General features: G+C 60.2%; 27 protein-coding genes. 17 read left to right on the top strand and 10 right to left on the bottom strand.

Features of this window, described 5'->3' with window-relative positions; translation table 11 throughout:
• Positions 1-105 precede the first annotated feature (105 nt).
• The gene (locus ACQ4MY_RS17255) at positions 106-525 is read right to left on the bottom strand and encodes an NINE protein (protein ID WP_008077835.1); all 420 of its coding nucleotides are present in this window, start codon (positions 523-525) and stop codon (positions 106-108) included.
• Positions 526-775: 250 nt separating this feature from the next.
• Between ACQ4MY_RS17255 and ACQ4MY_RS17260 the strand changes: the two genes are divergently transcribed.
• A complete protein-coding gene (locus tag ACQ4MY_RS17260; RefSeq protein WP_008077834.1) occupies positions 776-1,399 on the top strand; it encodes a C40 family peptidase in 624 nt (207 codons plus the stop codon).
• Between the two features lie 83 nt (positions 1,400-1,482).
• Here ACQ4MY_RS17260 and rpoH read toward each other — a convergent pair whose 3' ends face one another.
• From rpoH to ftsY, 4 genes are all read right to left on the bottom strand, one after another.
• Entirely contained in the window at positions 1,483-2,337 is an 855-nt protein-coding gene (gene rpoH / locus ACQ4MY_RS17265) for an RNA polymerase sigma factor RpoH (RefSeq protein ID WP_007897890.1), read from the bottom strand.
• A 114-nt stretch (positions 2,338-2,451) separates the two neighbouring features.
• Positions 2,452-3,477 carry a permease-like cell division protein FtsX gene (gene ftsX / locus ACQ4MY_RS17270; protein ID WP_158833538.1) on the bottom strand — a complete coding sequence of 342 codons (1,026 nt, stop codon included), beginning with the start codon at positions 3,475-3,477 and terminating at the stop codon, positions 2,452-2,454.
• A complete protein-coding gene (gene ftsE / locus ACQ4MY_RS17275) occupies positions 3,474-4,145 on the bottom strand; it encodes a cell division ATP-binding protein FtsE (protein ID WP_008065082.1) in 672 nt (223 codons plus the stop codon). The genes ftsX and ftsE overlap by 4 nt, the downstream gene beginning before the upstream one ends.
• A complete protein-coding gene (gene ftsY, locus ACQ4MY_RS17280; RefSeq protein WP_440095931.1) occupies positions 4,142-5,677 on the bottom strand; it encodes a signal recognition particle-docking protein FtsY in 1,536 nt (511 codons plus the stop codon). The genes ftsE and ftsY overlap by 4 nt, the downstream gene beginning before the upstream one ends.
• Here ftsY and ACQ4MY_RS17285 point away from each other — a divergent pair.
• From ACQ4MY_RS17285 to ACQ4MY_RS17310, 6 genes are all read left to right on the top strand, one after another.
• A complete protein-coding gene (locus ACQ4MY_RS17285; protein ID WP_025112092.1) occupies positions 5,676-5,870 on the top strand; it encodes a hypothetical protein in 195 nt (64 codons plus the stop codon). The two genes, ftsY and ACQ4MY_RS17285, sit on opposite strands and share 2 nt — an antisense overlap.
• 152 nt (positions 5,871-6,022) lie before the next feature.
• Positions 6,023-7,378 carry a M16 family metallopeptidase gene (locus ACQ4MY_RS17290; RefSeq protein ID WP_440095932.1) on the top strand — a complete coding sequence of 452 codons (1,356 nt, stop codon included), beginning with the start codon at positions 6,023-6,025 and terminating at the stop codon, positions 7,376-7,378.
• On the top strand, positions 7,371-8,861 hold the full coding sequence (locus tag ACQ4MY_RS17295) for a M16 family metallopeptidase (protein ID WP_440095933.1): 1,491 nt from the start codon (positions 7,371-7,373) through the stop codon (positions 8,859-8,861). Before ACQ4MY_RS17290 ends, ACQ4MY_RS17295 begins: the two co-directional genes overlap by 8 nt.
• On the top strand, positions 8,861-9,475 hold the full coding sequence (gene rsmD, locus ACQ4MY_RS17300; protein WP_440095935.1) for a 16S rRNA (guanine(966)-N(2))-methyltransferase RsmD: 615 nt from the start codon (positions 8,861-8,863) through the stop codon (positions 9,473-9,475). Before ACQ4MY_RS17295 ends, rsmD begins: the two co-directional genes overlap by 1 nt.
• A 63-nt stretch (positions 9,476-9,538) precedes the next feature.
• Positions 9,539-10,534 (top strand): hydrolase, encoded by a 996-nt coding sequence (locus ACQ4MY_RS17305; protein ID WP_440095936.1) that lies wholly within the window; start codon positions 9,539-9,541, stop codon positions 10,532-10,534.
• Positions 10,531-11,361, top strand: a complete 831-nt coding sequence (locus ACQ4MY_RS17310; protein WP_440095937.1) for an AraC family ligand binding domain-containing protein — start codon at positions 10,531-10,533, stop codon at positions 11,359-11,361. The genes ACQ4MY_RS17305 and ACQ4MY_RS17310 overlap by 4 nt, the downstream gene beginning before the upstream one ends.
• Before the next feature lie 77 nt (positions 11,362-11,438).
• On the opposite strand, the gene ACQ4MY_RS17315 is transcribed toward ACQ4MY_RS17310, so the two are convergent.
• Both ACQ4MY_RS17315 and ACQ4MY_RS17320 read right to left on the bottom strand, forming a co-directional pair.
• Positions 11,439-12,293, bottom strand: a complete 855-nt coding sequence (locus tag ACQ4MY_RS17315) for a sulfurtransferase (RefSeq protein WP_440095938.1) — start codon at positions 12,291-12,293, stop codon at positions 11,439-11,441.
• A 32-nt stretch (positions 12,294-12,325) separates the two neighbouring features.
• Complete coding sequence (locus tag ACQ4MY_RS17320; protein ID WP_008088393.1) at positions 12,326-12,997, bottom strand: TetR/AcrR family transcriptional regulator; 672 nt, start codon at positions 12,995-12,997, stop codon at positions 12,326-12,328.
• 146 nt (positions 12,998-13,143) lie between these two features.
• Between ACQ4MY_RS17320 and ACQ4MY_RS17325 the strand changes: the two genes are divergently transcribed.
• The 5 genes from ACQ4MY_RS17325 (at position 13,144) to ACQ4MY_RS17345 (ending at position 17,855) form a co-directional block, all read left to right on the top strand.
• Complete coding sequence (locus tag ACQ4MY_RS17325) at positions 13,144-14,574, top strand: coniferyl aldehyde dehydrogenase (protein WP_440095939.1); 1,431 nt, start codon at positions 13,144-13,146, stop codon at positions 14,572-14,574.
• A gap of 28 nt (positions 14,575-14,602) precedes the next feature.
• Positions 14,603-15,148 (top strand): twin-arginine translocation pathway signal protein, encoded by a 546-nt coding sequence (locus tag ACQ4MY_RS17330; RefSeq protein ID WP_440095940.1) that lies wholly within the window; start codon positions 14,603-14,605, stop codon positions 15,146-15,148.
• A 119-nt stretch (positions 15,149-15,267) separates the two neighbouring features.
• Positions 15,268-16,863 carry a GMC family oxidoreductase N-terminal domain-containing protein gene (locus ACQ4MY_RS17335; protein WP_440095941.1) on the top strand — a complete coding sequence of 532 codons (1,596 nt, stop codon included), beginning with the start codon at positions 15,268-15,270 and terminating at the stop codon, positions 16,861-16,863.
• Positions 16,864-16,978: 115 nt separating this feature from the next.
• Positions 16,979-17,458 (top strand): pantetheine-phosphate adenylyltransferase, encoded by a 480-nt coding sequence (gene coaD, locus ACQ4MY_RS17340; protein WP_008088403.1) that lies wholly within the window; start codon positions 16,979-16,981, stop codon positions 17,456-17,458.
• Positions 17,459-17,603: 145 nt separating this feature from the next.
• Positions 17,604-17,855: a YfhL family 4Fe-4S dicluster ferredoxin gene (locus tag ACQ4MY_RS17345; protein WP_003213796.1), complete on the top strand. Its 252-nt coding sequence runs from the start codon at positions 17,604-17,606 to the stop codon at positions 17,853-17,855.
• Positions 17,856-17,930: 75 nt separating this feature from the next.
• Here the strand turns inward: ACQ4MY_RS17345 and ACQ4MY_RS17350 are convergent, their stop codons facing one another.
• The 3 genes from ACQ4MY_RS17350 to ACQ4MY_RS17360 all read right to left on the bottom strand — a co-directional run bounded on the left by ACQ4MY_RS17350 (position 17,931) and on the right by ACQ4MY_RS17360 (position 19,961).
• The gene (locus ACQ4MY_RS17350; protein WP_440095943.1) at positions 17,931-18,254 is read right to left on the bottom strand and encodes a multidrug transporter; all 324 of its coding nucleotides are present in this window, start codon (positions 18,252-18,254) and stop codon (positions 17,931-17,933) included.
• Between the two features lie 69 nt (positions 18,255-18,323).
• On the bottom strand, positions 18,324-19,136 hold the full coding sequence (gene mutM, locus ACQ4MY_RS17355) for a bifunctional DNA-formamidopyrimidine glycosylase/DNA-(apurinic or apyrimidinic site) lyase (protein WP_166221559.1): 813 nt from the start codon (positions 19,134-19,136) through the stop codon (positions 18,324-18,326).
• 12 nt (positions 19,137-19,148) lie between these two features.
• Entirely contained in the window at positions 19,149-19,961 is an 813-nt protein-coding gene (locus ACQ4MY_RS17360) for an HDOD domain-containing protein (protein ID WP_178116960.1), read from the bottom strand.
• A gap of 227 nt (positions 19,962-20,188) precedes the next feature.
• On the opposite strand from ACQ4MY_RS17360, the gene ACQ4MY_RS17365 reads away from it, so the two are divergent.
• From ACQ4MY_RS17365 to ACQ4MY_RS17385, 5 genes are all read left to right on the top strand, one after another.
• Positions 20,189-20,728 carry a type 1 glutamine amidotransferase domain-containing protein gene (locus ACQ4MY_RS17365; protein WP_158833570.1) on the top strand — a complete coding sequence of 180 codons (540 nt, stop codon included), beginning with the start codon at positions 20,189-20,191 and terminating at the stop codon, positions 20,726-20,728.
• Positions 20,729-21,070: 342 nt separating this feature from the next.
• The gene (locus ACQ4MY_RS17370; protein WP_008088415.1) at positions 21,071-22,267 is read left to right on the top strand and encodes a class I SAM-dependent rRNA methyltransferase; all 1,197 of its coding nucleotides are present in this window, start codon (positions 21,071-21,073) and stop codon (positions 22,265-22,267) included.
• A gap of 444 nt (positions 22,268-22,711) precedes the next feature.
• Positions 22,712-23,785: a SagB family peptide dehydrogenase gene (locus ACQ4MY_RS17375; protein ID WP_440095944.1), complete on the top strand. Its 1,074-nt coding sequence runs from the start codon at positions 22,712-22,714 to the stop codon at positions 23,783-23,785.
• On the top strand, positions 23,782-24,759 hold the full coding sequence (locus ACQ4MY_RS17380) for a diiron oxygenase (protein WP_008088420.1): 978 nt from the start codon (positions 23,782-23,784) through the stop codon (positions 24,757-24,759). The genes ACQ4MY_RS17375 and ACQ4MY_RS17380 overlap by 4 nt, the downstream gene beginning before the upstream one ends.
• Positions 24,752-25,975 carry an MFS transporter gene (locus ACQ4MY_RS17385; protein ID WP_440095945.1) on the top strand — a complete coding sequence of 408 codons (1,224 nt, stop codon included), beginning with the start codon at positions 24,752-24,754 and terminating at the stop codon, positions 25,973-25,975. The genes ACQ4MY_RS17380 and ACQ4MY_RS17385 overlap by 8 nt, the downstream gene beginning before the upstream one ends.
• Positions 25,976-26,108: the final 133 nt, after the last annotated feature.

Raw genomic sequence — 26,108 nt, forward strand, 5'->3', positions numbered from 1 at the left:
TGCGAAGCAGTCGCGAAGCCGTTGCACGCGGTGGATCATCTCCACCGCGTTCTCGGATTCAGGGCCGCTTCGCAGCCCAACGGGGATAAATCCCCTCGCCACAGGTTACTGGAAGGCGCCGCGATTCTGCGCGTTACGCACCGAGACCTGATCATTCAGCGTCCAGAAGTCATACAGCACGCCAATAAAGAACAATCCGCCCGTGAGCAGATACACCAGCCCGCTGATCCATTTCCCCTGATACATCCGGTGCACCCCGAAGACGCCAAGGAACGTCAGCAGAATCCACGCGACGTTGTATTCGATCGGCCCAGCGGTAAAACGCAGATCCGCCTCTCGATCCATCGCCGGGATCAGGAACAGGTCGATCAGCCAGCCAATGCCCAACAAACCGAAGGTGAAGAACCAGATCGTCCCGGTCACCGGCTTGCCGTAGTAGAAGCGGTGAGCGCCGGTGAAACCTAAAATCCACAACAGGTAACCGATGACCTTGCTGTGCGTATCCTGGGATTGATAGCGGTTCATGAATGACCTCGTTTGCCTCGATAGATAAATATTTTCTGCATCTTTGTGACTTTTTTATGTCGAGCCGACAAGTGGCTCTTCACTGTTACACCGTGCGCAAAGCCTTGTGGGGCTTGGGTTCTGTCCGACAATTGAGTCAATTTGCCGCTTGTTGAGCGAAATTGACCCCTTGGTTGAATCGACCAACGGCCTCGGAAGAGACAAAAAAGCTGTTATAAAGTTGCGCGCTACCACTTAAGAGCCACGCCTAATGCGACCATTTTTCAAGACATGGCTAACCATCTGCCTATTAATGCCACTGGCCGCCCACGCCACCAATCGTGAGCAACGTCTTCCTAACGTTAACGGCTTCACCCCTAAATCCCATGCTTCGGCTCCTTCGAGCAAAAGCAGCAAAAGCAAAACCACCACGCTGAGCAGCAAGAGCCACAGCAAGCTGGTGCCACCGATGGCGAGCAAGGAAAGCAGCAATGTGCTGAGCCGTGCGGTGAACGTCCTCGGTACCCCTTATCGTTGGGGCGGCAGCAGCCCAAGTAAAGGCTTCGATTGCAGCGGTCTGGTCAAATATGCGTTCAACGACGCCACGTTTGACCTGCCACGCACCTCTAACGCCATGGCCAGCGGTCACGGCGAGAAGGTTGAGCGCAAGGACCTCAAGCCCGGCGACCTGATCTTCTTCAACATCAAGAGCCGTCGCGTCAACCATGTGGCGATCTATCTGGGCAACGACCGCTTCATCCACGCGCCGCGTCGCGGCAAGTCGGTGAGCATCGATACCCTGAACAAGCCGTACTGGGAAAAGCACTACGTGGTGGCCAAACGCGTACTGCCGAAAGAGCCGGCCAGCAAGCAATTGCGCGTGGTTCAGCGCTGATCTGATCAGCCTGAACGAAACGTCACATACGAAAACGCCCCGATCATTGCTGATCGGGGCGTTTTTTATTGCCTGTTCACCGGTTACGCGGCAATCGACAACTTGAGCTTGTTCATCGCGCTCTTCTCGAGCTGACGGATACGCTCGGCCGACACGTTGTACTTCTGCGCCAGGTCATGCAGCGTGGCCTTCTCTTCTGCCAGCCAGCGCTGGTAGAGGATGTCACGGCTGCGGTCGTCCAGCACTTCCAGCGCTTCGTGCAGGTTGTGGTTGGAGTTGTCGCTCCAGTCGGCATCTTCCAGTTGACGCGCCGGGTCGTACCGGTGGTCTTCCAGATAGTTGGCCGGCGACTGGAAAGCGCTGTCGTCGTCGGCTTCAGCAGCCGGGTCGAAGGCCATGTCATGACCGGTCAGGCGACTTTCCATCTCGCGCACTTCACGCGGCTCCACGCCGAGGCTTTCCGCCACACGGTGGACTTCCTCGTTGTTCAGCCACGCCAGACGTTTCTTCTGGCTGCGCAGGTTGAAGAACAGCTTGCGCTGGGCCTTGGTGGTCGCGACTTTCACAATGCGCCAGTTGCGCAGGATGAACTCGTGAATTTCCGCCTTGATCCAGTGCACAGCGAACGACACCAGACGCACACCCATTTCCGGGTTGAAGCGCTTCACGGCCTTCATCAGGCCGACGTTACCTTCCTGGATCAGGTCAGCCTGAGCCAGACCGTAGCCGGAATAGCTACGGGCAATGTGTACGACAAAACGCAGGTGGGCGAGCACCATCTGCCGAGCCGCCCCCAAATCCTGCTCATAGTAGAGACTCTCGGCCAGTTCACGCTCCTGCTCCGGCGTCAGCAATGGAATGCTGTTGACGGTGTGCACATAGGCTTCCAGGTTCGCGCCCGGAACCAGTGCATACGCAGGTTGCAAAGAATTGGTCATACGAAAAAACCTCCCACTTACATACTCGTGCCTCTCGGCACTGCGAAAAATTGACCGGGAATTCAAGTACAAGTTCCCAAAAAACCGCGAGGCCAATCACGCGCAAAAAAGATTCTACTTCGGCGCCAGCTCCCTGAGATGACGTGCGACTGCAATCCATGCACCGATATAACCCAACAGCACCGCGCCAAGCAAGAGCGACAGACCGTCGGCAACTGGCACTCCGGCCAGCGCGAAATCACTGCCGTACAAGCCGGCCAGCCCAACCACCGCATCGTTCAGCCAGTTCAGGCCGAACGCCAGGACACCCCAGGACAACAGCCCCGCACCGAAGCCATACAACGCGCCCATATAAAGGAAGGGACGCCGCACATAGCTGTCAGTGCCGCCGACGAGTTTAATCACTTCTATCTCGGTGCGGCGGTTTTCAATATGAAGACGAATGGTATTGCCTATCACCAAAAGTAATGCAGAAACCAACAGCACCGTCAGACCGAAGACAAAACGATCGCCAAGCTTGAGGATGGCGGCCAGACGCTCGACCCAGACTAGATCAAGTTGCGCCTGTTGTACCTTGGGCAGCTCGGAAAGTTTTTGTCTTAATGCTTCCAGGGTTGGCTTGTCGACCTCGTTCGGCGTCACCAGCACCACGCCCGGCAGCGGGTTCTCCGGCAGTTCGCGCAGGGCCTCACCCAGCCCGGACTGTTGCTGGAACTCTTCCAGCGCCTGATCGCGACCGACATATTCAGCGTCTGCTACGCCGGGCATGCCTTTGATCTGCTCGCGCAACGCTTCACCCTGCTGCGGGCTGGCATCGAGTTGCAGATACAGCGAAATCTGCGCCGCACGCTGCCACGAACCGCCGAGACGTTCGACGTTGTTGAGCAGCAGCGACAAGCCCATCGGCAGGCTCAGCGCCACCGCCATCACCATGCAGGTGAAGAAGCTGCCGATCGGCTGCTTGCCGAGGCGACGCAGGCTGTCGAGCAGGCTGGCGCGATGGCTTTCAACCCAGGCGCGGAACAGCGTGGCGAAGTCCGGGCCATCGTCATCGTCGTGTTTTTTCTTCTTCGGCGGCTGCGGATCGGCGGCTTTCGGGGCCACCCGCTCGGAAACCTTGGGGCTACGTGTTGCACTCATTCCCCAGCCTCCCCGTCGCCGATCAAGCGGCCACGTTGCAGGGTCAACATGCGGTGGCGCATTCGCGCGATCAGGGCCAGGTCGTGACTGGCGATCAGCACGCTGGTGCCCAGACGGTTGATGTCTTCGAACACGCCCATGATTTCCGCCGCCAGACGCGGGTCGAGGTTACCGGTCGGTTCGTCCGCCAGCAGCAAGGCCGGGCGGTGCACGATCGCGCGGGCAATGCCGACGCGCTGTTGCTGACCGGTGGACAGGTCGCCCGGGTACAGATCGGTTTTATCCGACAGCGCCACACGCTCCAGCGCCGAATCGACACGCTTGGCGATTTCGGCCTTGGACAGCCCGAGAATCTGCAGCGGCAACGCGACGTTGTTGAACACCGTGCGATCGAACAGCAACTGGTGATTCTGGAACACCACGCCGATCTGCCGGCGCAGGAACGGAATCTGCGCGTTGCTGATGGTGCTCAGGTCTTGCCCGGCCAGCAGCAGTTTGCCGCTGGTTGGCCGTTCCATTGCCAACAGCAGGCGCAACAGAGTGGATTTACCGGCACCGGAGTGACCGGTGACAAACAAGAATTCGCCACGACGGACTCGAAAGCTCAGCTCATGCAAGCCGACGTGACCGTTCGGGTAGCGTTTACCGACCTGTTCGAAACGAATCATGAACGCTCCCGCTCGGCAAACAGTGCCTGGACAAAGGGTTCGGCTTCAAAGGTACGCAAATCGTCGATGCCTTCACCGACGCCGATGTAGCGGATCGGCAGGCCGAACTGCTTGGCCAGGGCGAAAATCACCCCGCCCTTGGCGGTGCCGTCGAGTTTGGTCAGCGCCAGGCCGGTCAGTTCGACGGTCTGATTGAATTGCTTGGCCTGGTTGATGGCGTTCTGGCCAGTACCGGCGTCGAGTACCAGCAGCACTTCGTGCGGCGCGTCGGCGTCGAGCTTGCCGATGACCCGGCGAACCTTTTTCAGTTCTTCCATCAGGTTGTCTTTGGTGTGCAGACGACCGGCGGTGTCGGCGATCAATACGTCGATACCACGGGCCTTGGCGGCCTGCACGGCGTCGAAGATCACCGAAGCCGAGTCGGCGCCGGTGTGCTGGGCGATCACCGGGATCTTGTTGCGCTCACCCCAGACCTGCAACTGCTCAACAGCTGCAGCGCGGAAAGTGTCACCGGCGGCGAGCATGACTTTCTTGCCTTCCAGTTGCAGCTTCTTCGCCAGTTTGCCGATGGTGGTGGTTTTGCCGGCGCCGTTGACGCCAACCACCAGAATCACGAAAGGCTTGTTCTGCGAGGTGATTTTCAGCGGTTGTTCGACCGGCTTGAGCATCGCGGCCAGTTCGGCCTGCAGGGATTTGTACAACGCATCGGCGTCGGCCAATTCCTTACGAGCAACCTTCTGGGTCAGGCGCTGGATGATCTGCGTGGTGGCTTCGACGCCGACGTCGGCGGTGAGCAGACGGGTTTCGAGGTCATCAAGCAGATCGTCGTCGATGGTTTTGCGGCCGAGGAACAGGCTGGCCATGCCCTCGCCGATGCTGGCGCTGGTTTTCGACAGACCCTGTTTCAGACGGGCGAAGAAACCGGCTTTGGTTTCTTCGGTGCGCGGGGCTTCGACGGGGGTTTCGGCAACCACTTCGACCGGCATGACTTGAGCTGCAACTACGGGAGCCGGTGCCGCTGCTGGCTCGGGCTGTTGCACGACTGGAGCAACAGGAGCAACAACGACCGGAGCAACAGGCTCAGGCGCAATAATTTCAGGAACAGCTTCAGCCACGACGGGCGCAGGCTCGATGATCGGCTCAACCACTGGCGCCGGCGCCACTTCAGGCACAAACGCAGCAGGCGCAGGAATCACTGGCGTAACGTGCGGCGCAGCCTCTTCAACCAATGCCACCGGCTCTTCCGCCACCGGCAAGGTCAGCCACGGCTCGGCCGCCGGGGTCAGCGGCAGTTCGGCCGCGACAGGCGCTTCAGGCTCTGGCTCAACCGGTTGCAACACCGGCTCGGCAATCGGCAGAACGATCGGTGCCGGCTCTTCTTCTATTACCGGAGCCGGCGCGGGAGCGGGTTCAGGAATCGCGGGCGGCTGTTCGACGACGGGTTCCTGCGGTTTCTTACGCAGCCATCCGAACAGGCTTTTCTTCTCGCCAGCCGCAGCTGGGGTCTTCTTGTCGTCGTTGGAACCAAACATGGAGGACGGCTATCTCACGGTAGCGACGCGCCATAAGGGCGCCCCGGCAAATAAATATTCGATGCAGAACAGACTGTGTTTCATCCAGCTTGTTCACGCGCAACATTTTGTCGAGGCGCCACAGGCACCTCAAAGGTCGATTAATACGAAGGACTGGAACGGCATCGTCGGCGAAAACGCAGAGTTTAGCTGACAAACTCAAAGCTTCTGCCGGAAACCCATACAACCTATCGACCGATCAGTGGCTTGATAGGCGTGGCCGCCAGTAAAACGGATCAGTATCCTAGCACCTCCTCGCCCGCCTAGGCTAAGACCAAGCGGGCAGCCCAACAGGTTAAAAAACGAATGAATGCTCTAGCCCGCCGCGCCGCAGGCCTGCTGCTCAGCACAGTCTGCCTGCCCCTTTCGGCCCTGGCGGCCGACCCGCAACCGACCCACGAATTCACCCTCGACAACGGCCTCAAGGTCGTCGTGCGCGAAGACCATCGCGCGCCAGTGGTGGTCTCGCAGGTCTGGTACAAGGTCGGCTCCAGCTACGAAACCCCGGGCCAGACCGGTCTGTCTCACGCGCTTGAGCACATGATGTTCAAGGGCAGCGAGAAAGTCGGCCCCGGCGAAGCGTCGCTGATCCTGCGCGATCTGGGCGCCGAAGAGAACGCCTTCACCAGCGACGACTTCACCGCTTATTACCAGGTGCTGGCCCGCGACCGTCTGGGCGTAGCCTTTGAACTGGAAGCCGATCGCATGGCCAACCTGCGCCTGCCGGCCGACGAGTTCGCCAAGGAAATCGAAGTCATCAAGGAAGAGCGCCGCTTGCGCACTGATGACAAGCCGATGTCCAAGGCTTACGAACGCTATAAAGCCATGGCCTACCCGGCCAGCGGCTATCACACGCCAACCATTGGCTGGATGGCTGACCTCGATCGCATGAAGGTCGAAGAGCTGCGCCACTGGTACCAATCCTGGTACGTGCCGAACAACGCCACGCTGGTGGTGGTCGGCGACGTCACTCCGGACGAGGTGAAAACCTTGGCCCAGCGCTATTTCGGCCCGATCGCCAAACGCGACGTGCCACCGGCGAAAACACCGCTGGAACTGGCCGAGCCGGGCGAACGCCAGATCACCCTGCACGTGCAGACACAACTGCCTAGCCTGATGCTCGGCTTCAACGTGCCCAGCATCGCCACCGCTGAAGACAAGCGTTCGGTCAACGCCCTGCGTCTGATTTCGGCGTTGCTCGACGGCGGCTACAGCGGTCGCATCCCGACACAACTGGAACGCGGCGAAGAGCTGGTTTCCGGCGGTTCGTCGAACTACGACGCCTACACCCGTGGCGACAGCCTGTTCACCCTCTCGGCAACGCCGAATACGCAGAAGAAAAAGACCATGGCGCAAGCCGAGGCCGGCCTGTGGAAACTGCTGGAGCAGCTGAAAACCACCGCGCCGTCCGCCGAAGAACTGGAGCGCGTACGTGCCCAAGTGATTGCCGGCCTGGTCTTCGAACGTGATTCGATCACCAGCCAGGCCACTGCGATTGGCCAACTGGAAACCGTCGGCCTGTCGTGGAAACTGATGGACACCGAACTCGCCGATCTGGAAAGCGTGACCCCGCAAGACATCCAGAACGCCGCCAAGCTGTATTTCACCCGCGAACGTCTCAGCGTCGCCCACGTCCTGCCACTGGAGACGACTCATGAGTGAGCGCAAAACCCCACGTTTGATGCTGCTCGGCCTGATCGCCGTGGCGGTGATCGGCTCTGCTGCTTTCTATCTGTCGCCAAGCGCTGACAGCAAGGCCAGCGAAGCCCTCGACAACGCCAAGTCCAGCCAGAAGTTGCAATCGCTGGCCGAGCTCGACGGCAAAGCCCCGGCCAGCCGCAAACTCGATGTACAGACCTGGAACACCGCCGAGGGCGCCAAGGTGCTGTTCGTCGAAGCCCACGAGTTGCCGATGTTCGACATGCGCCTGATCTTCGCCGCCGGCAGCAGCCAGGACGGCAGCGCTTCGGGTCTGGCGGTGCTGACCAACGCGATGCTCAACGAAGGTGTGGCTGGCAAAGACGTCGGCGCCATCGCCCAAGGCTTTGAAGGTCTTGGTGCGGATTTCGGCAACGGTGCTTTCAAGGACATGGCGCTGGCTTCGCTGCGCAGTCTGAGTGCGCCTGAGCAACGTGAACCGGCGCTGAAGCTGTTCTCGGAAGTGGTCGGCAAACCGACCTTCCCGGCTGACTCCTTTGCACGCATCAAAAACCAGATGCTCGCCGGTTTCGAATACCAGAAACAGAACCCCGGCAAACTCGCCAGCCTTGAGCTGATGAAGCGTCTGTACGGCGATCACCCCTACGCGCATTCGAGCGACGGCAATCCGCAAAGTGTGCCGAAGATCACCCTTGCGCAATTGCGTGAATTCCACGCAAAGGCCTACGCGGCTGGCAACGTGGTGATCGCGCTGGTCGGTGACTTGTCTCGCGCAGAAGCCGAGGCGATTGCCAATCAGGTCTCTACTGCCCTGCCGAAAGGTCCGGCGCTGGCGAAGATCGCGCAGCCGCAGGAACCGAAAGCCAGCGTTAATCACATCGAGTTCCCGTCGAAGCAAACCAACCTGTTGCTCGCGCAACTGGGCATCGACCGCGACGACCCGGATTACGCCGCGCTGTCGATGGGCAACCAGATCCTCGGTGGCGGTGGTTTCGGCACCCGTCTGATGAGCGAAGTGCGTGAAAAACGTGGCCTGACTTACGGCGTGTATTCGGGTTTCAGCCCAATGCAGGCGCGTGGCCCGTTCATGATCAACCTGCAGACCCGCGCGGAAATGAGCGAAGGCACCCTGAAACTGGTGCAGGATGTGCTCGCCGACTACCTGAAAACCGGGCCGACGCAGAAAGAACTCGACGATGCCAAGCGTGAACTCGCCGGCAGCTTCCCACTGTCCACCGCGAGCAATGCCGATATCGTCGGCCAACTCGGCGCGATGGGCTTCTATAATCTGCCGCTGAGCTATCTGGACGACTTCATGCGTCAGTCGCAAAGCCTGACCGTGGAACAAGTCCGCGACGCCCTGAACAAACATTTGAGCACGGATAAAATGGTCATCGTCACCGCTGGCCCGACCGTGCCGCAAAAGCCGTTACCGGCCCCTTCTGATAAACCTGCCGAGCAACCGCTCGGGGTTCCGGAGCATTAATGGCGACTCGATCCCCCAAAAAACCTGCGCACAACGTTCACAACGGTGTGAACCAGTTGCGCATCATTGGCGGCCAATGGCGCAGCCGCAAGCTGAGCTTCCCCGACGCACCGGGCCTGCGCCCGACGCCGGACCGTGTGCGTGAAACCCTGTTCAACTGGCTCGCGCCGTACGTTGAAGGGGCCAAGGTACTCGATCCGTTCGCCGGCAGCGGCGCGCTGTTCCTCGAAGCACTGTCGCGTGGCGCGGCCATGGGTCAGGCGCTGGACGCCAGCAACATCGCGGTGTCCAGCCTCAAAGAACACCTCGGCACGCTGCGCTGCACCAACGGCCAGGTACAAACGGCTGACGCCCTGCGTTATCTGGAAACCCAGACGGCGACACCGTTCGACCTGGTGTTCCTCGACCCGCCGTTCAACCAGAACCTGCTGCCCGCCGTGTGCTCCTTGCTCGAAGAACGTCAGTGGCTGGCGCCCGATTCGTGGATCTACACTGAAAGTGAAACCGCGCCGTCGACGCTGGGCCTGCCGGGCAACTGGCGCCTGCACCGCGAGCAGAAATCCGGCCGGGTTTACTACGCGCTGTGGCAACGTACGGCAGAGATCGCCGGTTAACTGACCGGTCTGAATAAGCGGCACCCTCCCAAACAGGGTCGCCGCGCTGCATCGAGAACCATCGTGTCCGCCTCTTCAGAACGTTTCTCCCCCGCCCTCGGCCTCGGCAATCCGCACCTGCAAACCTTGTGGGGGCCGCTGTGGCGCAAAACCGTGCATATCCAGCGTGAGCGCGAGCGCCTGTGGCTTGAGGATGGCGACTTTCTCGACCTCGACTGGCATGGCCCGCATTCGGCAGAAGCGCCTTTGGTGCTGGTGCTGCATGGCCTGACCGGTTCTTCCAATTCGCCTTACGTGGCCGGCGTGCAAAAAGCCTTGGCCGATCAGGGTTGGGCCAGTGTTGCGCTGAACTGGCGTGGTTGCTCCGGTGAGCCAAACCTGCTGCCGCGCAGCTACCACTCCGGCGCCAGCGAAGACCTCGCCGAAACCATCAAACACCTGCGCGCGAAACGCCCATTGGCGCCGTTGTATGCCGTTGGCTATTCACTGGGCGGCAACGTGCTGCTCAAACATCTCGGCGAAACCGGCAGCGCCAGCGGCGTGCTCGGTGCGGTGGCGGTATCGGTGCCGTTCCGCCTCGATCAATGCGCCGACCGCATTGGTCAGGGCTTTTCCAAGGTGTATCAGGCGCATTTCATGCGCGAGATGGTCGCCTACATCAAGAACAAGCAACGGCAGTTTCAGCACGATGGGCGCGAGGATGGGCTGGCGGCTTTGGCAGCGCTCGGTTCGCTGGAGAACATGCGCACGTTCTGGGATTTCGATGGCCGGGTGACCGCGCCGCTGCACGGTTTCGAGAATGCCGAGGATTATTACCGGCGGGCGTCGAGCCGCTATTTTCTCGGCGAGATTCGCACGCCGACCCTGATCATTCAGGCGGCAGACGATCCATTCGTGTTCCCGCACAGTTTGCCCCAGGCTGATGAGCTGTCAGCCTCGACCGCGTTTGAGCTGCAACCACGCGGCGGCCACGTCGGTTTCGTCGATGGCTCGCTGCGTCAGCCCGGTTATTACCTCGAACGCCGCATCCCGCGATGGCTGTCCAGCGTGCCCACATGAGCGATCACGGCGAGTCGATCCATTTCTGGCAAACCGCGCCACTGGCCGGCGTCGAACTGTTGTCGGCACGCTACATCGATCATCGCTTCGCCCCGCATGTACACGACGGTTTTGTGATCGGCATGATCATGGCCGGCGCTCAGCGCTACCGTTATCGCGGCGCCGAGCATCTGGCCGGCAGCGGCACGCTGGTGTTGATCAACCCGGATGAACTGCACACAGGCCACAAAGGCACCGAAGACGGCTGGCTGTATCGGGCGTTCTATCCGGAGACCAGCAAGATTGTTTCGCTGCTCGATGAGCTGGAACTGTCGACGACCAGTCTGCCGGCCTTCGGCGCCACGCTGTATCGCGATCCGGACCTGGTCAGCGGGTTTGCACAGTTGCACCGTTTACTCGAAAGCCCGGCCACCGCGCTGCAACAGCAAACGGTGTGGCGCGAAATGATGTTGCTGCTGTTGCAGCGCCACGCGGCGGTGCGAGAAGTCGGCAACCCCGGCAAGGAGCACCGCGCAGTGCTGATCGCCAAGGATCTGCTGCACACGCATCTGGCTGCGCCGCCGTCGCTGGAAGAGCTGGCGGCGGCGGTCAATCTGTCGCCGTTCCATTTCGCCCGGGTGTTCCGCCGCGCGACCGGCATGCCGCCGCACACCTGGCTGATGCAGCAGCGCATCGCTCAGGCGCGGGCCTTGTTACAGAGTGGCTGCTTGCCGCTGGAAGTCGCGACACAGTTGGGGTTTGCCGATCAGAGCCACTTGAGCCGACAATTCAAACAGGCTTATGGCGTAGGGCCCGCGGCGTATCGCAGTGCCCGCCTGAAAAGCTAAAAGATCGCAGCCTGCGGCAGCTCCTACAGGGAATGCATTCCAATGTAGGAGCTGCCGAAGGCTGCGATCTTTTGATCTTATTCGCCGGTGGCGACGCCGCGCGCCGGCTCATTGATCCACTCGCTCCACGACCCGGCATACAACGAACCCAACGGATACCCCGCCAGGCACAACGCAAACAGGTTGTGACACGCCGTCACCCCAGAACCGCAATAAGCCACCAGTTCCGACGGCGAACGCTCACCCAGTTGCGCCGCAAAGCGCTGCTTGAGCTGATCGGCCGGGAGGAATCGCCCGTCGCTGCCAAGGTTGTCGGTGAACGCCGCGCACTGCGCACCGGGAATGTGCCCGGCCACCGGGTCGATCGGTTCCACTTCACCCTTGAAGCGCGGCAAGGCGCGGGCGTCGATCAGCGTCAGCGTCGGCTGGCCCAGGCGCTGTTGCAATTGCTCGGCGCTGAGTAGCAAAGCTTCATCTGGCTGACCATTGAAATCGCCACGGCTGACCGTCGGCGCATCCAGACTCAACGGCAAACCCGCCGCATGCCAGGCCTTGAGCCCGCCATCAAGAATGAACACGCCCTCGCGCTTGCCCAGCCATGCCAGCAACCACCACGCCCGCGCCGCATAAGCACCGGGGCCGTCGTCATACAAAACCACGTCGCTGTCACTGTTTATGCCCCAGGCTTGCAGGCGCTCGATCAACTCTGCCGGCTCGGGCAGCGGATGACGACCGGTGACGCCCTTGACCACTTTACCGCTGAGGTCGCGCTCAAGGTCCGCAAAGCTCGCCCCGGCAATGTGCCCTTCGGCATAGCTGCGCTGGCCGTAATCCGGATCTTCGAGGGCAAAACGACAATCGAGAATCACCAACCCGGGCTGTTCCTTGCGGGCATCCAGTGCTTGCGGGCTGATCAACTGCGCAATCGGCATAACGGGCTCCTGAGGGATTTCAACAGAACGGTTTATTTCACGTCTTCGAGGGCCTGGGCCAGCGGCACGTAGAACTCGTCGAACAGCGCATTGACCTGATCGCGCGCCTCGTCGGTGACAAACCCGGCTTCGAGCACCAGCACCTGATACACGCCGCGTTTAACGGCCTGCTCGCTGAGGTGGTTGGAGTTTTCGCGGGTGGTGCACAGAAAGCGTACCCACGACGTCAGGATGATCCAGGCGTTGAGCGTCAGCGATTCGATCTGCACGCGGTCCATCTTGAGGATTCCGGCGGCGACAAACCCTTCGTAGATCGCCGCGCCCTGAATCACGCAACGCTGCGAGAAGCGCCGATAACGGGCGGCCAGTTCCGCATCGCTGTCGAGCAGATGCTCAAGATCGCGATGCAGGAAACGGTAACGCCACATCGCCGAGAGCAGCTCCTTGAGATAGAAACGCTTGTCTTCCACCGTCGCGCCACGCCCCTGCGGCGGGCGCAGAAAGCTGTCGACCAAGGCTTCGTACTCACTGAACAACACGGCGATGATCGCCTGCTTGTTGGGGAAGTGGTAGTACAGGTTGCCCGGAGAAATCTCCATGTGCGCGGCAATATGGTTGGTGCTGATGCTGCGCTCGCCCTGTTGATTGAACAGCTCAAGGCTGTTCTGCACGATGCGCTCGCTGGTTTTTATTCGTGGGGCCATGGCTTGAGCTTTAATTCAGAGTGCGGTGAGGGGCATCTTACGACCTATCCGGAAATGGATAAAACAAAGCTGCACACGGAAGTCATTTGACTTTATAGAGCATAGACTCTAAAAAGTTCATCACTACAATAAATCCGGAGCCTACGATGACTGCCGATATTGCCTACCTGCAAACGCTGCAACAGCCTCTCGAAGAGCTCAACCGTTTGTTTGCCGGGCAACGCGTTGCGTACGCCGCCAACCCGATGCCACCTGCGGCCCAGCGCCAGCAATGGCTGAAGGCATTGCGCGATCTGCTGAGCAGCGAGCGCCAGGCCTTGATCGACGCCATCAGCGCGGATTTCAGCCATCGCAGCGCCGACGAAACTCTGCTCGCCGAACTGATGCCGAGCCTGCACGGCATTCATTACGCCAGTCGCCGACTCAGGGGCTGGATGAAACCATCGCGGCGCCACGTCGGCATGGCGTTCCAGCCTGCTGCGGCGAAGGTCATTTACCAGCCGCTGGGCGTCATTGGCGTGATCGTCCCGTGGAATTACCCGTTGTACCTGGCCATCGGCCCGCTGGTCGGCGCACTCGCGGCGGGTAACCGGGTGATGCTCAAACTCAGCGAATCGACCCCGGCCACCGGGCTGTTGCTCAAGGAACTGCTCGCGCGAGTGTTTCCCGAAGACCTGGTCTGCGTGGTGCTCGGCGAGGCTGATGTCGGCGTCGCGTTCTCGCGCCTGCCCTTTGATCATCTGCTGTTCACCGGTTCCACCAGCGTCGGCAAGCATGTGATGCGCGCGGCTGCCGAGAACCTCACGCCTGTCACCCTGGAACTGGGTGGCAAGTCGCCGGCCATCGTCTCCCACGACGTGCCACTGAAGGATGCTGCCGAGCGCATCGCCTTCGGCAAAACCCTGAATGCCGGGCAGACCTGCGTCGCCCCCGATTACGTATTGGTGCCGGAAGACCGCGTCGGCGGCTTCGTCGAAGCCTATCGCCAAGCGGTGCAGAGCTTCTATCCGACCCTCGCTGATAACCCGGACTACACGGCGATCATCAACGAACGTCAGTTGGCGCGACTCAATGGCTACGTCAGCGATGCTACCAGCAAGGGCGCGCTGCTGATTCCATTGTTCGAACAGGGCCAGGGCCGGCGTATGCCGCACAGTGTGCTGTTGAATGTCAGCGACGAAATGACCGTGATGCAGGACGAAATCTTCGGCCCGTTGCTGCCGATCGTGCCGTACCGCGATCTGGAGCAGGCATTCGCTTACATCAATCAGCGCCCGCGACCTCTGGCTCTTTACTACTTCGGCTACGACAAACGCGAACAAAACCGCGTGCTGCACGAAACCCACTCGGGCGGCGTGTGCCTGAACGACACGCTGCTGCATGTCGCGCAGGACGATATGCCGTTTGGCGGCATCGGCCCATCCGGCATGGGCCATTACCACGGGCATGAAGGTTTCCTGACGTTCAGCAAGGCCAAAGGCGTATTGATCAAACAGCGCTTCAACGCGGCCAAATTGATCTACCCGCCGTACGGCAAATCGATTCAGAAACTGATCCAGAAGCTGTTTATTCGCTAACGTTCGTCACCGCCGGGTAATAACAACAATGCACCCAAGCCTGACCGAAACACCTGCGCTGTCACGCCGCGGCCTGCTGAAATTCAGCCTCGGTGCCACGGTGTTCCTCGCCACCGCCGGCCTTGGCGCCAGCCTCAGTGGTTGTTCCTCCAGCATCGCGGCCAACGGTTTCATCACCTTGCGCGATGGCGACCTGCTGTTTCTGCGCGCGCTGATTCCAGTGATGCTCGACGGCGCCGTGGCCGCCGAGAAAATGCCCGGTGCTGTCGACGGCACGCTCAAGTCGCTGAACTACAGCCTCGATCACCTGTCGCCGGAAATGCTCAAACTCACCCGGCAACTGTTCGATGTGCTGGGCATGGCCGTGACGCGCGGGCCGCTCACCGGGATCTGGGGCAGCTGGGAAAATGCCAGTGCCGAGGCGATGCGGCATTTCCTTGAGCGCTGGAAGAACAGTTCATTGAGTCTGTTGCGCATGGGGCATAGCTCGTTGCAGCAGATGGTGATGATGGCTTGGTACACCCGCGCCGAATCCTGGGCGCATTGCGGTTATCCCGGCCCGCCTACCGTTTGAGACCGTGTAGCGCCCATCGCGAGCAAGCTCACTCCTACAAGGGATTGCATTCCAAATGTAGGAGTGAGCCTGCTCGCGATGAGGCCCGCCAAAACAACAAAAACAAGAGAACCTGACCGATGCCCGTACCCGACCCGTTCCGCGAAGGCCTCGCCCGAGGCTGGAAAACCTACAACGGCGCACAACTGAGCGACGACCTGACCCTGGAAGCCGACGTCGCGATCATCGGCAGCGGTGCCGGTGGCGGCACCACCGCTGAAATCCTCAGCGCCGCCGGCTACAAAGTCCTGCTGATCGAAGAAGGCCCGCTGAAAACCAGCTCCGACTTCAAAATGCTCGAAGATCAGGCTTACAGCAGCCTTTATCAGGAAGGCATCGGCCGCATGAGCAAGGACGGCGCGATCACCATCCTGCAGGGTCGCGCGGTCGGCGGCACGACGTTGATCAACTGGACATCGAGCTTTCGCACACCCGAACCGACCCTCGAACACTGGGCCCGGGAACATAACGTCAAGGGCCACAGCGTCGCCGAGATGGCGCCGTGGTTCGAGAAAATGGAACAGCGCCTCGGCGTCGCGCCGTGGCTGGTGCCGCCCAACGCCAACAACGACGTGATCCGCAAAGGCTGCGAGCAACTCGGCTACAGCTGGCACGTGATCCCGCGCAACGTACGCGGCTGCTGGAATCTGGGCTACTGCGGCATGGGCTGTCCGACCAACGCCAAGCAATCGATGATGGTCACTACCATTCCCGCGACACTGGAAAAGGGCGGCGAACTGCTCTATCTGGCCCGCGCCGACAAACTGCTGATCAACGGCGACAAAGTCACCGGCCTGCACTGCGTGGCGATGGACGAGCGCTGCGTCGAGCCGACCGGGCGCACCATCACCGTCAAGGCGCGGCATTACTTGCTGGCTGGCGGCGGCATCAACAGCCCGGCGTTGCTACTGCGCTCCGATGCGCCGGATCCGCACAAGAATGTCGGCAAGCGTACTTTTCTGCACCCGGTGAACATGTCCGCCGCGCGTTTCGATGAGGTGGTCAATCCTTTCTACGGCGCGCCGCAGTCGATCTACTCCGACCATTTTCAGTGGAAGGACGGCACCACCGGGCCGATGGCGTTCAAACTCGAAGTGCCGCCCCTACACCCGGCGCTGGCGGCAACGCTGCTCGGCGGTTTCGGCCAGGAGAACGCGCAGCACATGGCTGATCTGCCGCACACCCACGCCATGCTTGCCTTGCTGCGTGACGGTTTTCACCCGGACAGCAGCGGCGGCGCCGTGGAATTACGCGGTGACGGCTCGCCGGTGCTCGACTACCAGGTGTCGCCGTACGCTTGGGAAGGTTTGCGCAAAGCCTTTCACGTCATGGCGGAAATCCAGTTCGCCGGCGGCGCGAAATCGGTGATGCCGATGCACGCCGACGCCCGTTACGTGAACAGCCTGGCCGAAGCGCGCACGCTGATCGATGGCCTGAGCCTTGAGCTGTACCGCACGCGCCTGGGCAGCGCACACGTCATGGGTGGCTGCGCGATGGGTGAAGACCCGAAAACCGCCGTCACCGACAGCCTCGGCCGTCATCATCAACTGGGTAATCTGTCGATTCACGACGGCTCGCTCTTCCCCACCAGCATTGGCGCCAATCCGCAGCTGTCGGTGTACGGCCTGACCGCGCAACTGGCGACAGCTCTCGCCGAGCGGCTGAAAAATCCATGAAAAAGCGGATAATTGCCCTCGTCTATAGTGCTTTCTTACCCAACAGGCGACTTGGCCGACCGGGACGGCTGCGATACCATCCGACTCCCCAACGGACTCCCGCCAGGACGACGCGATGAACCGAGTGTTGTACCCAGGTACCTTCGACCCTATTACCAAGGGCCATGGCGATCTGGTCGAACGCGCCTCGCGCCTGTTCGATCACGTGATTATTGCGGTCGCTGCCAGCCCGAAGAAAAATCCGCTGTTCCCGCTGGAACAACGGGTTGAACTGGCTCGCGAGGTCACCAGCCACCTGCCGAACGTGGAAGTGGTCGGTTTCTCGACGCTGCTTGCGCATTTCGCCAAAGAGCAGAACGCCAACGTGTTCCTGCGTGGTTTGCGTGCGGTGTCGGACTTCGAATACGAATTTCAGCTGGCCAACATGAATCGCCAGTTGGCGCCGGATGTCGAGAGCCTGTTTCTCACCCCGTCCGAGCGTTATTCGTTCATTTCGTCGACGCTGGTGCGGGAAATTGCCGCGCTGGGCGGCGATATCAGCAAGTTCGTCCACCCCGCCGTGGCCGACGCCCTGACCCTACGCTTCAAAAAGTAGGCGCTGCCGCAGGCTGCGATCTTTGTTTTTTGATCGCAGCTATCAGTGCCCTTGATCGCACCCGCGTGCACTGCGCTCGCCAATGCGGCACAATTGCGCGCATTGATTTATAGCGCCCGGGCCTGCCGCCCCGGCTGGAGTTAGCATGTCCCTGATCATCACCGACGATTGCATCAACTGCGACGTCTGCGAACCCGAGTGCCCGAACGCCGCCATCTCCCAAGGCGAAGAGATCTACGTGATCGACCCGAACCTGTGCACCCAGTGTGTCGGCCACTACGACGAACCGCAGTGCCAACAGGTCTGCCCGGTGGATTGCATCCCGCTGGACGAGGCGCATCCGGAGACTGAAGAGCAGTTGATGGAAAAGTACCGCCTGATCACCGGCAAGGCCTGAATCGCTAAAAAGATCGCAGCCTGCGGCAGCTCCTACACAGATCTCATGTAGGAGCTGCCGTAGGCTGCGATCTTTTCACTCGCGCTGCTCAAACCCCTCTCCCGTACACCCCAGACACCGCACAAACGCCGCCCTCGCCGGATCCACCACCAACGCCTGTCCCGCATCGCCCACCCCGCCACCCAGCGCGGTAAACGGCAGCGACACAACAAACACTCCCGCACCAATCACTGTCGCCACCACCAGTAAAGGTCGGGCAATCAGCAAGTCGCCGATCATCGCGTAGGCCGGGGGATTCTGGATGGTGTAGCGCGGATCACCGCTGCCGCTCTGCGTGGCCTGAGCGGCCAGACTGGTACACAGCAGCAAGGTGACAAACAGGACTTGCAAGGATTTCATGGCACGATCCTTCGGGCTGAACAGTGAGACAACTCACTATAGACCGTAGGACTGTTTCAGCCGTTTGCCTCAGCTCTGACAGCGCGGGCAGAACACACTGGCGCGCTGGCCCAGTTTCACCTCACGCAAACCGGTGCCGCAGACCTTGCAGTGTTCGCCGCCACGGCCGTAAACAAACAGTTCCTGCTGGAAATAGCCCGGCTGCCCGTCGCCGCCGATGAAGTCACGCAACGTGGTGCCGCCGCGCTCGATGGCAGCAGCAAGGATGCGTTTGATCTCGATCGCCAACTTCAGATAACGCGCGCGGGAAATGCCGCCGGCCTCGCGACGCGGGTCAATCCCGGCAGCGAACAGCGCTTCGGTCGCGTAAATATTGCCGACGCCCACCACCACCGCGTTGTCCATGATGAACGGCTTGACCGCCATCGACCGCCCGCGCGATAGCTGGAACAGCCGCTCGCCGTCGAACAGATCGGTCAACGGCTCCGGACCGAGACGAATCAGCAGCTCATGATTGAGCGGATCGTTACTCCAGAGCATCGCACCGAACCGGCGCGGATCGGTGTAGCGCAGCGCCAGCCCCGATTCCAGCTCGATATCGACATGCTCATGCTTCAACGCCGGCAGGCCGACTTCGACCAGACGCAAATTCCCGGACATGCCCAAATGGCTGATCAACGTGCCGACTTCGGCGTTGATCAACAAATATTTGGCCCGCCGCTCGACCAGCACGATGCGCTGCCCCGACAGGCGCACATCGAGGTCTTCCGGGATCGGCCAGCGCAGGCGCCGATCACGCACGATCACCCGGCTGACGCGCTGGCCTTCCAGATGCGGGGCAATACCGCGGCGGGTGGTTTCGACTTCCGGCAATTCAGGCATGGTGTTCTCGAATCAATGCGCGCCGAGGTCGCGGATCGTTTGTTTGAGCGTTTCGAAGTCGTAATCCGACAGCCCTACGTAATCGAGTACCAGCGGCCCGACCGCGTTCCATTCGAAATCTTCGGTCTGATTGCCCAGCACGCGATACGAGGCGCAAATGTGCTCGGCCATCTTCAGGATCGCCAGCAGGTTTTTCAGCTGACTGTTGCGCGACGATTCATCGCTGAAAATCGCCAAGGCATTGTGGTGATTGGCGATGGCGGCGCTGACGTGTTCCGGCAGGCGCCACGACTTGGCGGTGTAGTAACCGACCACGGCATGGTTGGTGTTGAACTCGCTGTTTTCAGTGTCGACCACGCGGCATTCCGGGCTGGCGTTGGCGTAAGCCTTTTCCAGCACCGTCATGTAATTGGGGAAGCGCTGCAACATCAGCGGCACGCCGCAATCGTGGAACAGGCCCAAGGCGTAGGCCTCGTCACCGGCCTGGGTGCCGACGCGTTTGGCCAGGGTCAGGCACGTCATCGCCACATCCTGGGCGGTGTCCCAGAAACGGTTGAGGGTGACGATGGTGTCGTCGTTCATCTCGCCCTTGATCGACTGCGCATTGATCAGGTTGATGATCGAACGGCTGCCCAACAGGTTCACCGCACGCTGGATCGAGGTGATCTTGTTGCTCAAGCCGTAATACGGCGAGTTGACGATTTTCAGCAGCGAGCCGGACAAGCCAGGGTCCTGCGCGATCAGCTTGGCGATCACCTCCAGGTCCGGATCGGGCATGTACTGCTCCATTTGCAGATCCACCATGATCTGCGGTTGCGCGGGCACACTGATGCCTTGCAGCGATTGTTGAATCTGTTCGGTGGTCAGCTCTTGGGACATAAGTACACACTCTGGGACAGGCGGCGATTCTAACCGCTGAAACTGGACGGGGACACACCAATGGGCACATCGGAGGAACTTTCATTCAAGCTCAGGCTTCGGATTTCGTAAGGCCCGACGGACAATTTCTGTCCGGTGCGGCAACAAATCCCCACAGACTCAGGAGCTTATCGATGGCCACCTCCCTCAACGGCAAGCGCGTCGCTTTTTTGGTAACCGATGGTTTCGAACAGGTTGAATTGACAGGTCCCAAGCAGGCGCTGGAGCAGGCTGGCGCGCAGGTCGACATCCTTTCGGCCGAGGCCGGCAAGGTCAAAGGCTGGAATCACGACAAACCGGCGGACGACTTCACCGTCGACCAGACTTTCCAGGCGGCGAGTATCGAGCAGTACGACGCCGTGGTGCTGCCGGGCGGCGTGCAGAACTCCGACACTATTCGTATCGATCAGGATGCCCAGCATCTGGTCAAGACCGGCGCCTCGGCCGGCAAACCGATCGCGGTGATCTGTCATGGCAGTTGGCTGTTGATTTCCGCCGGGCTGGTCAATGGCAAAACCATGACCAGCTATAAAACCGTCAAGGATGATCTGGTGAACGCTGGCGCGCACTGGGTGGACAAAGAAGTGGTCAAGGACGGCAACCTGATCAGCAGCCGGCAGCCGGATGATATTCCGGCGTTCAGCAAAGAGTTGATCGATACACTGTCTGCCTAGCTTTCAAGGCAGTCTTCGCGAGCAAGCCCACTTCCACAGGGGAATGCTTTTCTCCTTTCACACTGATCTATTGTGGCGAGGGGATTTATCCCCGTTCGGCTGCGCAGCAGTCGCAAAACCTGACAGCGCGGTGTATCAGACATACCGTGTCAGATGGCCTTGGGACGGCTGCGCCGTCCAACGGGGATAAATCCCCTCGCCACAGATAAATCCTCTAGCCACAGATAAGTCCCCTGGCCACAGGCAAATCCCCCCACATTGGGAACGCACCACATGTCCATTTGCCGGCCAATCAGCCGGCCTGACGCGCTATACTCCCGCTCTTTTTTCCGGAGCGACGTCATGTCCCTGCCTAGCCTGCGCCTCAAAGCCAATGCCGACCGTCGCCTGCGCAACGGCCACTTGTGGGTCTACAGCAACGAAATCGATGTGGCCGCCACCCCATTGCACGGCTTCAAGGCCGGCGATCAGGCGATCCTCGAAGCCGCCGGCGGCAAAACGCTGGGCATCGTAGCGATGAGCCCGAACAACCTGATCTGCGCCCGTCTGGTGTCGCGCGACATCAAGCTGCAACTGGACAAATCGCTGCTGGTACATCGCCTCAACGTGGCCCTGTCGCTGCGCGATCGCCTGTTCGACAAGCCGTTCTATCGTCTGGTCTACGGTGATTCCGACCTGTTGCCAGGCCTGGTGGTTGACCGTTTCGGCGACATCCTCGTCGTGCAGATCGCCTCGGCGACCATGGAAGCGCACAAAGACGACGTGATCGCGGCGCTGACCCAAGTGCTCAAGCCAAGCGGCATCCTGTTCAAGAACGACTCCGCAGCACGTGATGCCGAAGGCCTCAACCGCTACGTCGAAACCGTGTTCGGCCTGGTGCCGGAGTGGGTGGCGCTGGAAGAGAACGGCGTGAAATTCGAAGCCCCGGTCATTCAGGGTCAGAAAACCGGCTGGTTCTACGACCACCGCATGAACCGCGCACGCCTGGCGCCGTACGCCAAAGGCAAACGCGTTCTCGACCTTTATAGCTACATCGGTGGTTGGGGCGTGCAGGCTGCCGCTTTCGGCGCCAGTGAAGTGTTCTGCGTCGATGCGTCGGCCTTCGCCCTCGACGGCGTTGAGCGCAACGCTGCGTTGAACGGTTTCGCCGACAAGATGACCTGCATCGAAGGCGACGTCTTCGAAGCGCTGAAAGAGCTGAAAGCCAGCGAAGAGCGTTTCGACGTGATCGTTGCCGATCCGCCGGCGTTCATCAAACGCAAGAAAGACATGAAGAACGGCGAAGGCGCCTACCGTCGTCTGAATGAGCAAGCCATGCGCCTGCTCAACAAAGACGGCATCCTGGTCAGCGCTTCGTGCTCGATGCACCTGCCGGAAGACGATCTGCAGAACATCCTGCTGACCAGCGCCCGTCACCTGGATCGCAACATCCAGATGCTCGAACGCGGCGGTCAGGGCCCGGATCACCCGGTGCACCCGGCGATCCCCGAAACGCGCTACATCAAGAGCATCACCTGCCGCCTGCTGCCTAACAGCTGATAGCCGAGCAAAAGCGGGGAGCCCAAGGGCTCCCCGCTTGTTTTCGGGCGGTGCAAGGCCGTCGATTGCCATTCAGTTTTTTCTTTTCCTACAACTAACTTCCTGGCAGCGTGCAGGAAATTTCTCTGCGTCTTTAAAACAATGGAAAACAACTTACAAGCACAGGCCTGAAGCAAGGTTTGCTCCGACAAATTTACGGAATCTTCCTACTTAATCTCCGCTTGCCATTAATCAATTACAAACTATGATTAAGTTGTCACCACGAGGTGGCATTCAATCTCGATGAACAAGGAGTTCATACTATGAAAGCAATTACTCTGGAAACTAACAAAATCGCAAACCTGGCTTTTCTGGTTGCCCCTAAAGCCCGTTAAGTAAGTCAGGACGCTGGGGAGTGCCGGCACCCCAGCGTCCTTCAGACCTCTCCAGAGTGAAGCATTGAACATGCACATCAATCCGTACTTATTCATATTGCCGCGCACGCCCGGATTCATAGTCTGGAATTACAAAGACCACCTCCAGCACGAACTGGATCTTGATTACTCTTGTAGACTTGCAAAACTTATCAACAACCCAAACTTGTTCAATCAAGACAATATAATAGACACCCAACTATTAAACGCAGGAATAATAACTGCTTCAAAGATTGACAGCCCAGAATGGGGCTGGGATGAACTGTCGAAGATTTATCACATCGGCACACAAAACATTCCGTGCGAACAACCACCACAGAATATCCAAGAGTGGTCCAGACAATACCTGAGCCACTGCAATGAAGTGCTGGCCAAACCGGCGCCCACGACAGAGCGCCCGGCACAGGGCACACAGCCGCGCATCGCGCTCCCGGCGTCCCGCGTGTTGACCGATGACAGCCTTGGCCACGCGCTGCGCGAGCGCAAAACCTGCCGTTCCTATACCGGTGAAGCGATCACATTGAATGATGTCGCCACCCTGCTCTATCTATCCTTCGGCTATTTACACGAGCGCGACAACGACCGCGACGACAGCATTGCCAACGGTCTCGACGCGCGTCGCAGCAGCCCCTCGGGTGGTGGACTGAATGCCTGCGAGGGCTTTGTTCTGGCACAGAACGTCAGCGGCCTGCAGCCCGGCGTCTATGCCTATCATCCGGCAGAACATGCCTTGAGCCTTATCAACCCACTGCCGGAGTCGGCGCTGGGCCTGCTGCTCGGCGGCCAACACTTCATCAACAACTTGCCGCTGGGGCTGTTCATCACCGCGCGCTTCGACAAGCTCTGGTGGAAATACGAGCATTCACGAGCCTATCGCATGGCATTCGTCGAAGCGGGCCATCTCTCACAATCCTTTCAACTGGTGGCCACCGCACTGGGCTTCGGCACCTGGCTGACCGGAGCGTTCTCGGATGATCAGGTCGAAACCTTGCTGAGCATCACTGGCAGCGCGGAACAACCGCTGTTCTTCGTCGGTTGTGGCGCCAGCGACGGTCAGGCCATGTGCCAGGAAATGCAGGATCTGTTGCAGCAGGCCCAAACATGAGCTCACAGATTCAGCAGCAGACCGAAGCCCCCGAGTCGTGGGCACACAAGTTCATTCTCAGCGACTGGAACAATCGCGCTTCGGTACGTTCCAGCCAACACGATTACCAACTGCCGCCGGATCTGGCGCAGCAACTGCAAACCCGCCACTGGTTTCCACCCGCCTTTCTTCCGTACCTCGCACACCCGGTCATCCAGGCTGCGGGCAGCGCAGTCACCCACAGCCTGGCGGCCAGGCATCTGGTGCATTTTCTCGACTACACCACACTGCTCGAACACCGCATCGTCAACCGGGCCGTCGAAACCATCGTCCACGGCGAGTTGCCCGCCTACGTGCCCTCGCGCATGAAAAACGCCGCCCTGCAGCTCTACACCGACGAGGGCTATCACGCGCTGTTTTCCCATCAACTCGCCGAACAGATCGCCCGCCTGCATGGCATCACCGATCGCCCGGCGATGCCGTTGCGCATCACTCGCTTGAACGCAGTGATTGCACGCACCCCGGAAGGCAACCGCCCGCTGGCCTGGTTTCTGCTTGGATTCGTATCGGAAACCATCATTGCCCGGGAGTTGCTCGATGTCTGCCGCGACAGCCTGGTATCCAGTGTGAGCGACATGCTGCGCGATCACCTCGCTGACGAGGCCCGTCACAGCCGCTATTTCGCCGAGGTTTTTCATTACCTCTGGCTGACCCTGAACAGCCGCCAGCGCATGTTCAGCGCAAAAATACTGTTAGAGGTCATCAGGATTTTTTTCGAGGTCGATGAGCAATGGCTGCAACAAAGTCTGCGCAGTGAGGCTATCGCCGACAGCGCTATCAGGGAAATTCTCGATGGCTTGATCAACGCCAATGCCAGCCGTCAGCGCGCCAGAACGGGTGCAACCGCGACGCTGGATGCCCTGAAAAAGGCCGGATTTTTCGCACTCGCCCACAACCAGAAACTCTTTGCCAAGGCAGGATTGATCGATGGATGAAGGAAAATCTGTGGTAACCACCCGCCAACGGCACGGAGCAGTCAGCCTGCTGCTGGCGATGGTGCTGCTGGGGGTATTTCCACTGGATGTCCTGCTGCCCTCGTTTCCGGCGCTGGCCGAACACTTCGGCAGCACCCCGGCGGATATCGCGCTGTCGATCAGTCTGTTCGCCGTCGGCATTTCCTTCGCTCAATTGCTGATCGGGCCCCTGTCCGATGTCATCGGGCGCAAGGGTTTGCTGCTGCTGGGCATGACGATTTCGATTCTCGGTGCCCTCGGTTGCGTGGCCACCAGCGATTACCGACTGTTTCTGCTGTTCCGGCTCATGCAGGCCTTGGGCTGCGGCTGTTTCGTGCTGTCCCAGGCCCTCGTGCAGGATCTGTTCGAAGGCGAACAGCGTGATCGACTGCGTATTTTGATGGTCACGGCTTCGGGGCTGTTCATCTCGGTATCACCGCTGGCCGGCACGTTCCTGCAAGCCTGGCTTGGCTGGCGTGGCAGCTTTTGGGTGTTTGTCGCGCTGGCCGCCGTGGTGATGATCAAGGCCTGGGCGTTTCTGGACAACAGCCGTCCGGCCCACAGCGGCGCACGCCTGGGTTTCACTCAGTCATATCGACGGGTACTGGGGAATTTCGAGTTTGTCGGTTACTGGCTGATCTCGGCATTCGCCTTTGCCTGCCACTTCTCGTTCATCGTCATTTCACCGCTGATCTTCATGGACCAACTGCAATTGGCGCCCTATGACTTTTCGCTGATCCTGCTGGTTTACGGGGCCGCGTATGTGGTTGGCGGCATCGTCGCCACGCTACTCAGTCGCAGGATAACGCCCGGCCAGCAAATCATCGTCGGCTTGAGCCTGATCCTCTTGGCGGGACTGGCGATGCTCTACCTGTCCTCGAATTTTGCCCTGGCGCCGGCGACCGTGCTGATTCCGATGCTGATCTGCACCGCCGGCACCACCATTACTCGCCCGGCAGCGACGTCGAGGGCCATGGGCCTGTTCCCCGAGGCGGCCGGCACTTCAGCCTCGGCCGGCAGTACCCTCATCTTTATTTGCGGCGGGCTGATCAGCGCCTTGATCAGCTTGAGCACAGCCAACCTGCAATCGACACTGGGCTACAGCTTTATGCTGCTCAGCGGCGTGGCATTGATGCTCAACTGGCGTATCAGCCAGCGCGCCAGAGTCTGCGAGGCCAGCGCCATTGGCGGCGATTAGCCTGCCGGTCGTCATGCCGCACACACCGTCGGCGCTGGAACAACACTTTGCGCCATTCCCTCCAGACGCCAGCGGTGTAGAATCGCCTGATTCATCGCCATTCATCCCCCGGCGGGTTTATGAGCTCAGGCTG

Source organism: Pseudomonas sp. SM4, assembly GCF_051913165.1.
Lineage (GTDB): Bacteria > Pseudomonadota > Gammaproteobacteria > Pseudomonadales > Pseudomonadaceae > Aquipseudomonas.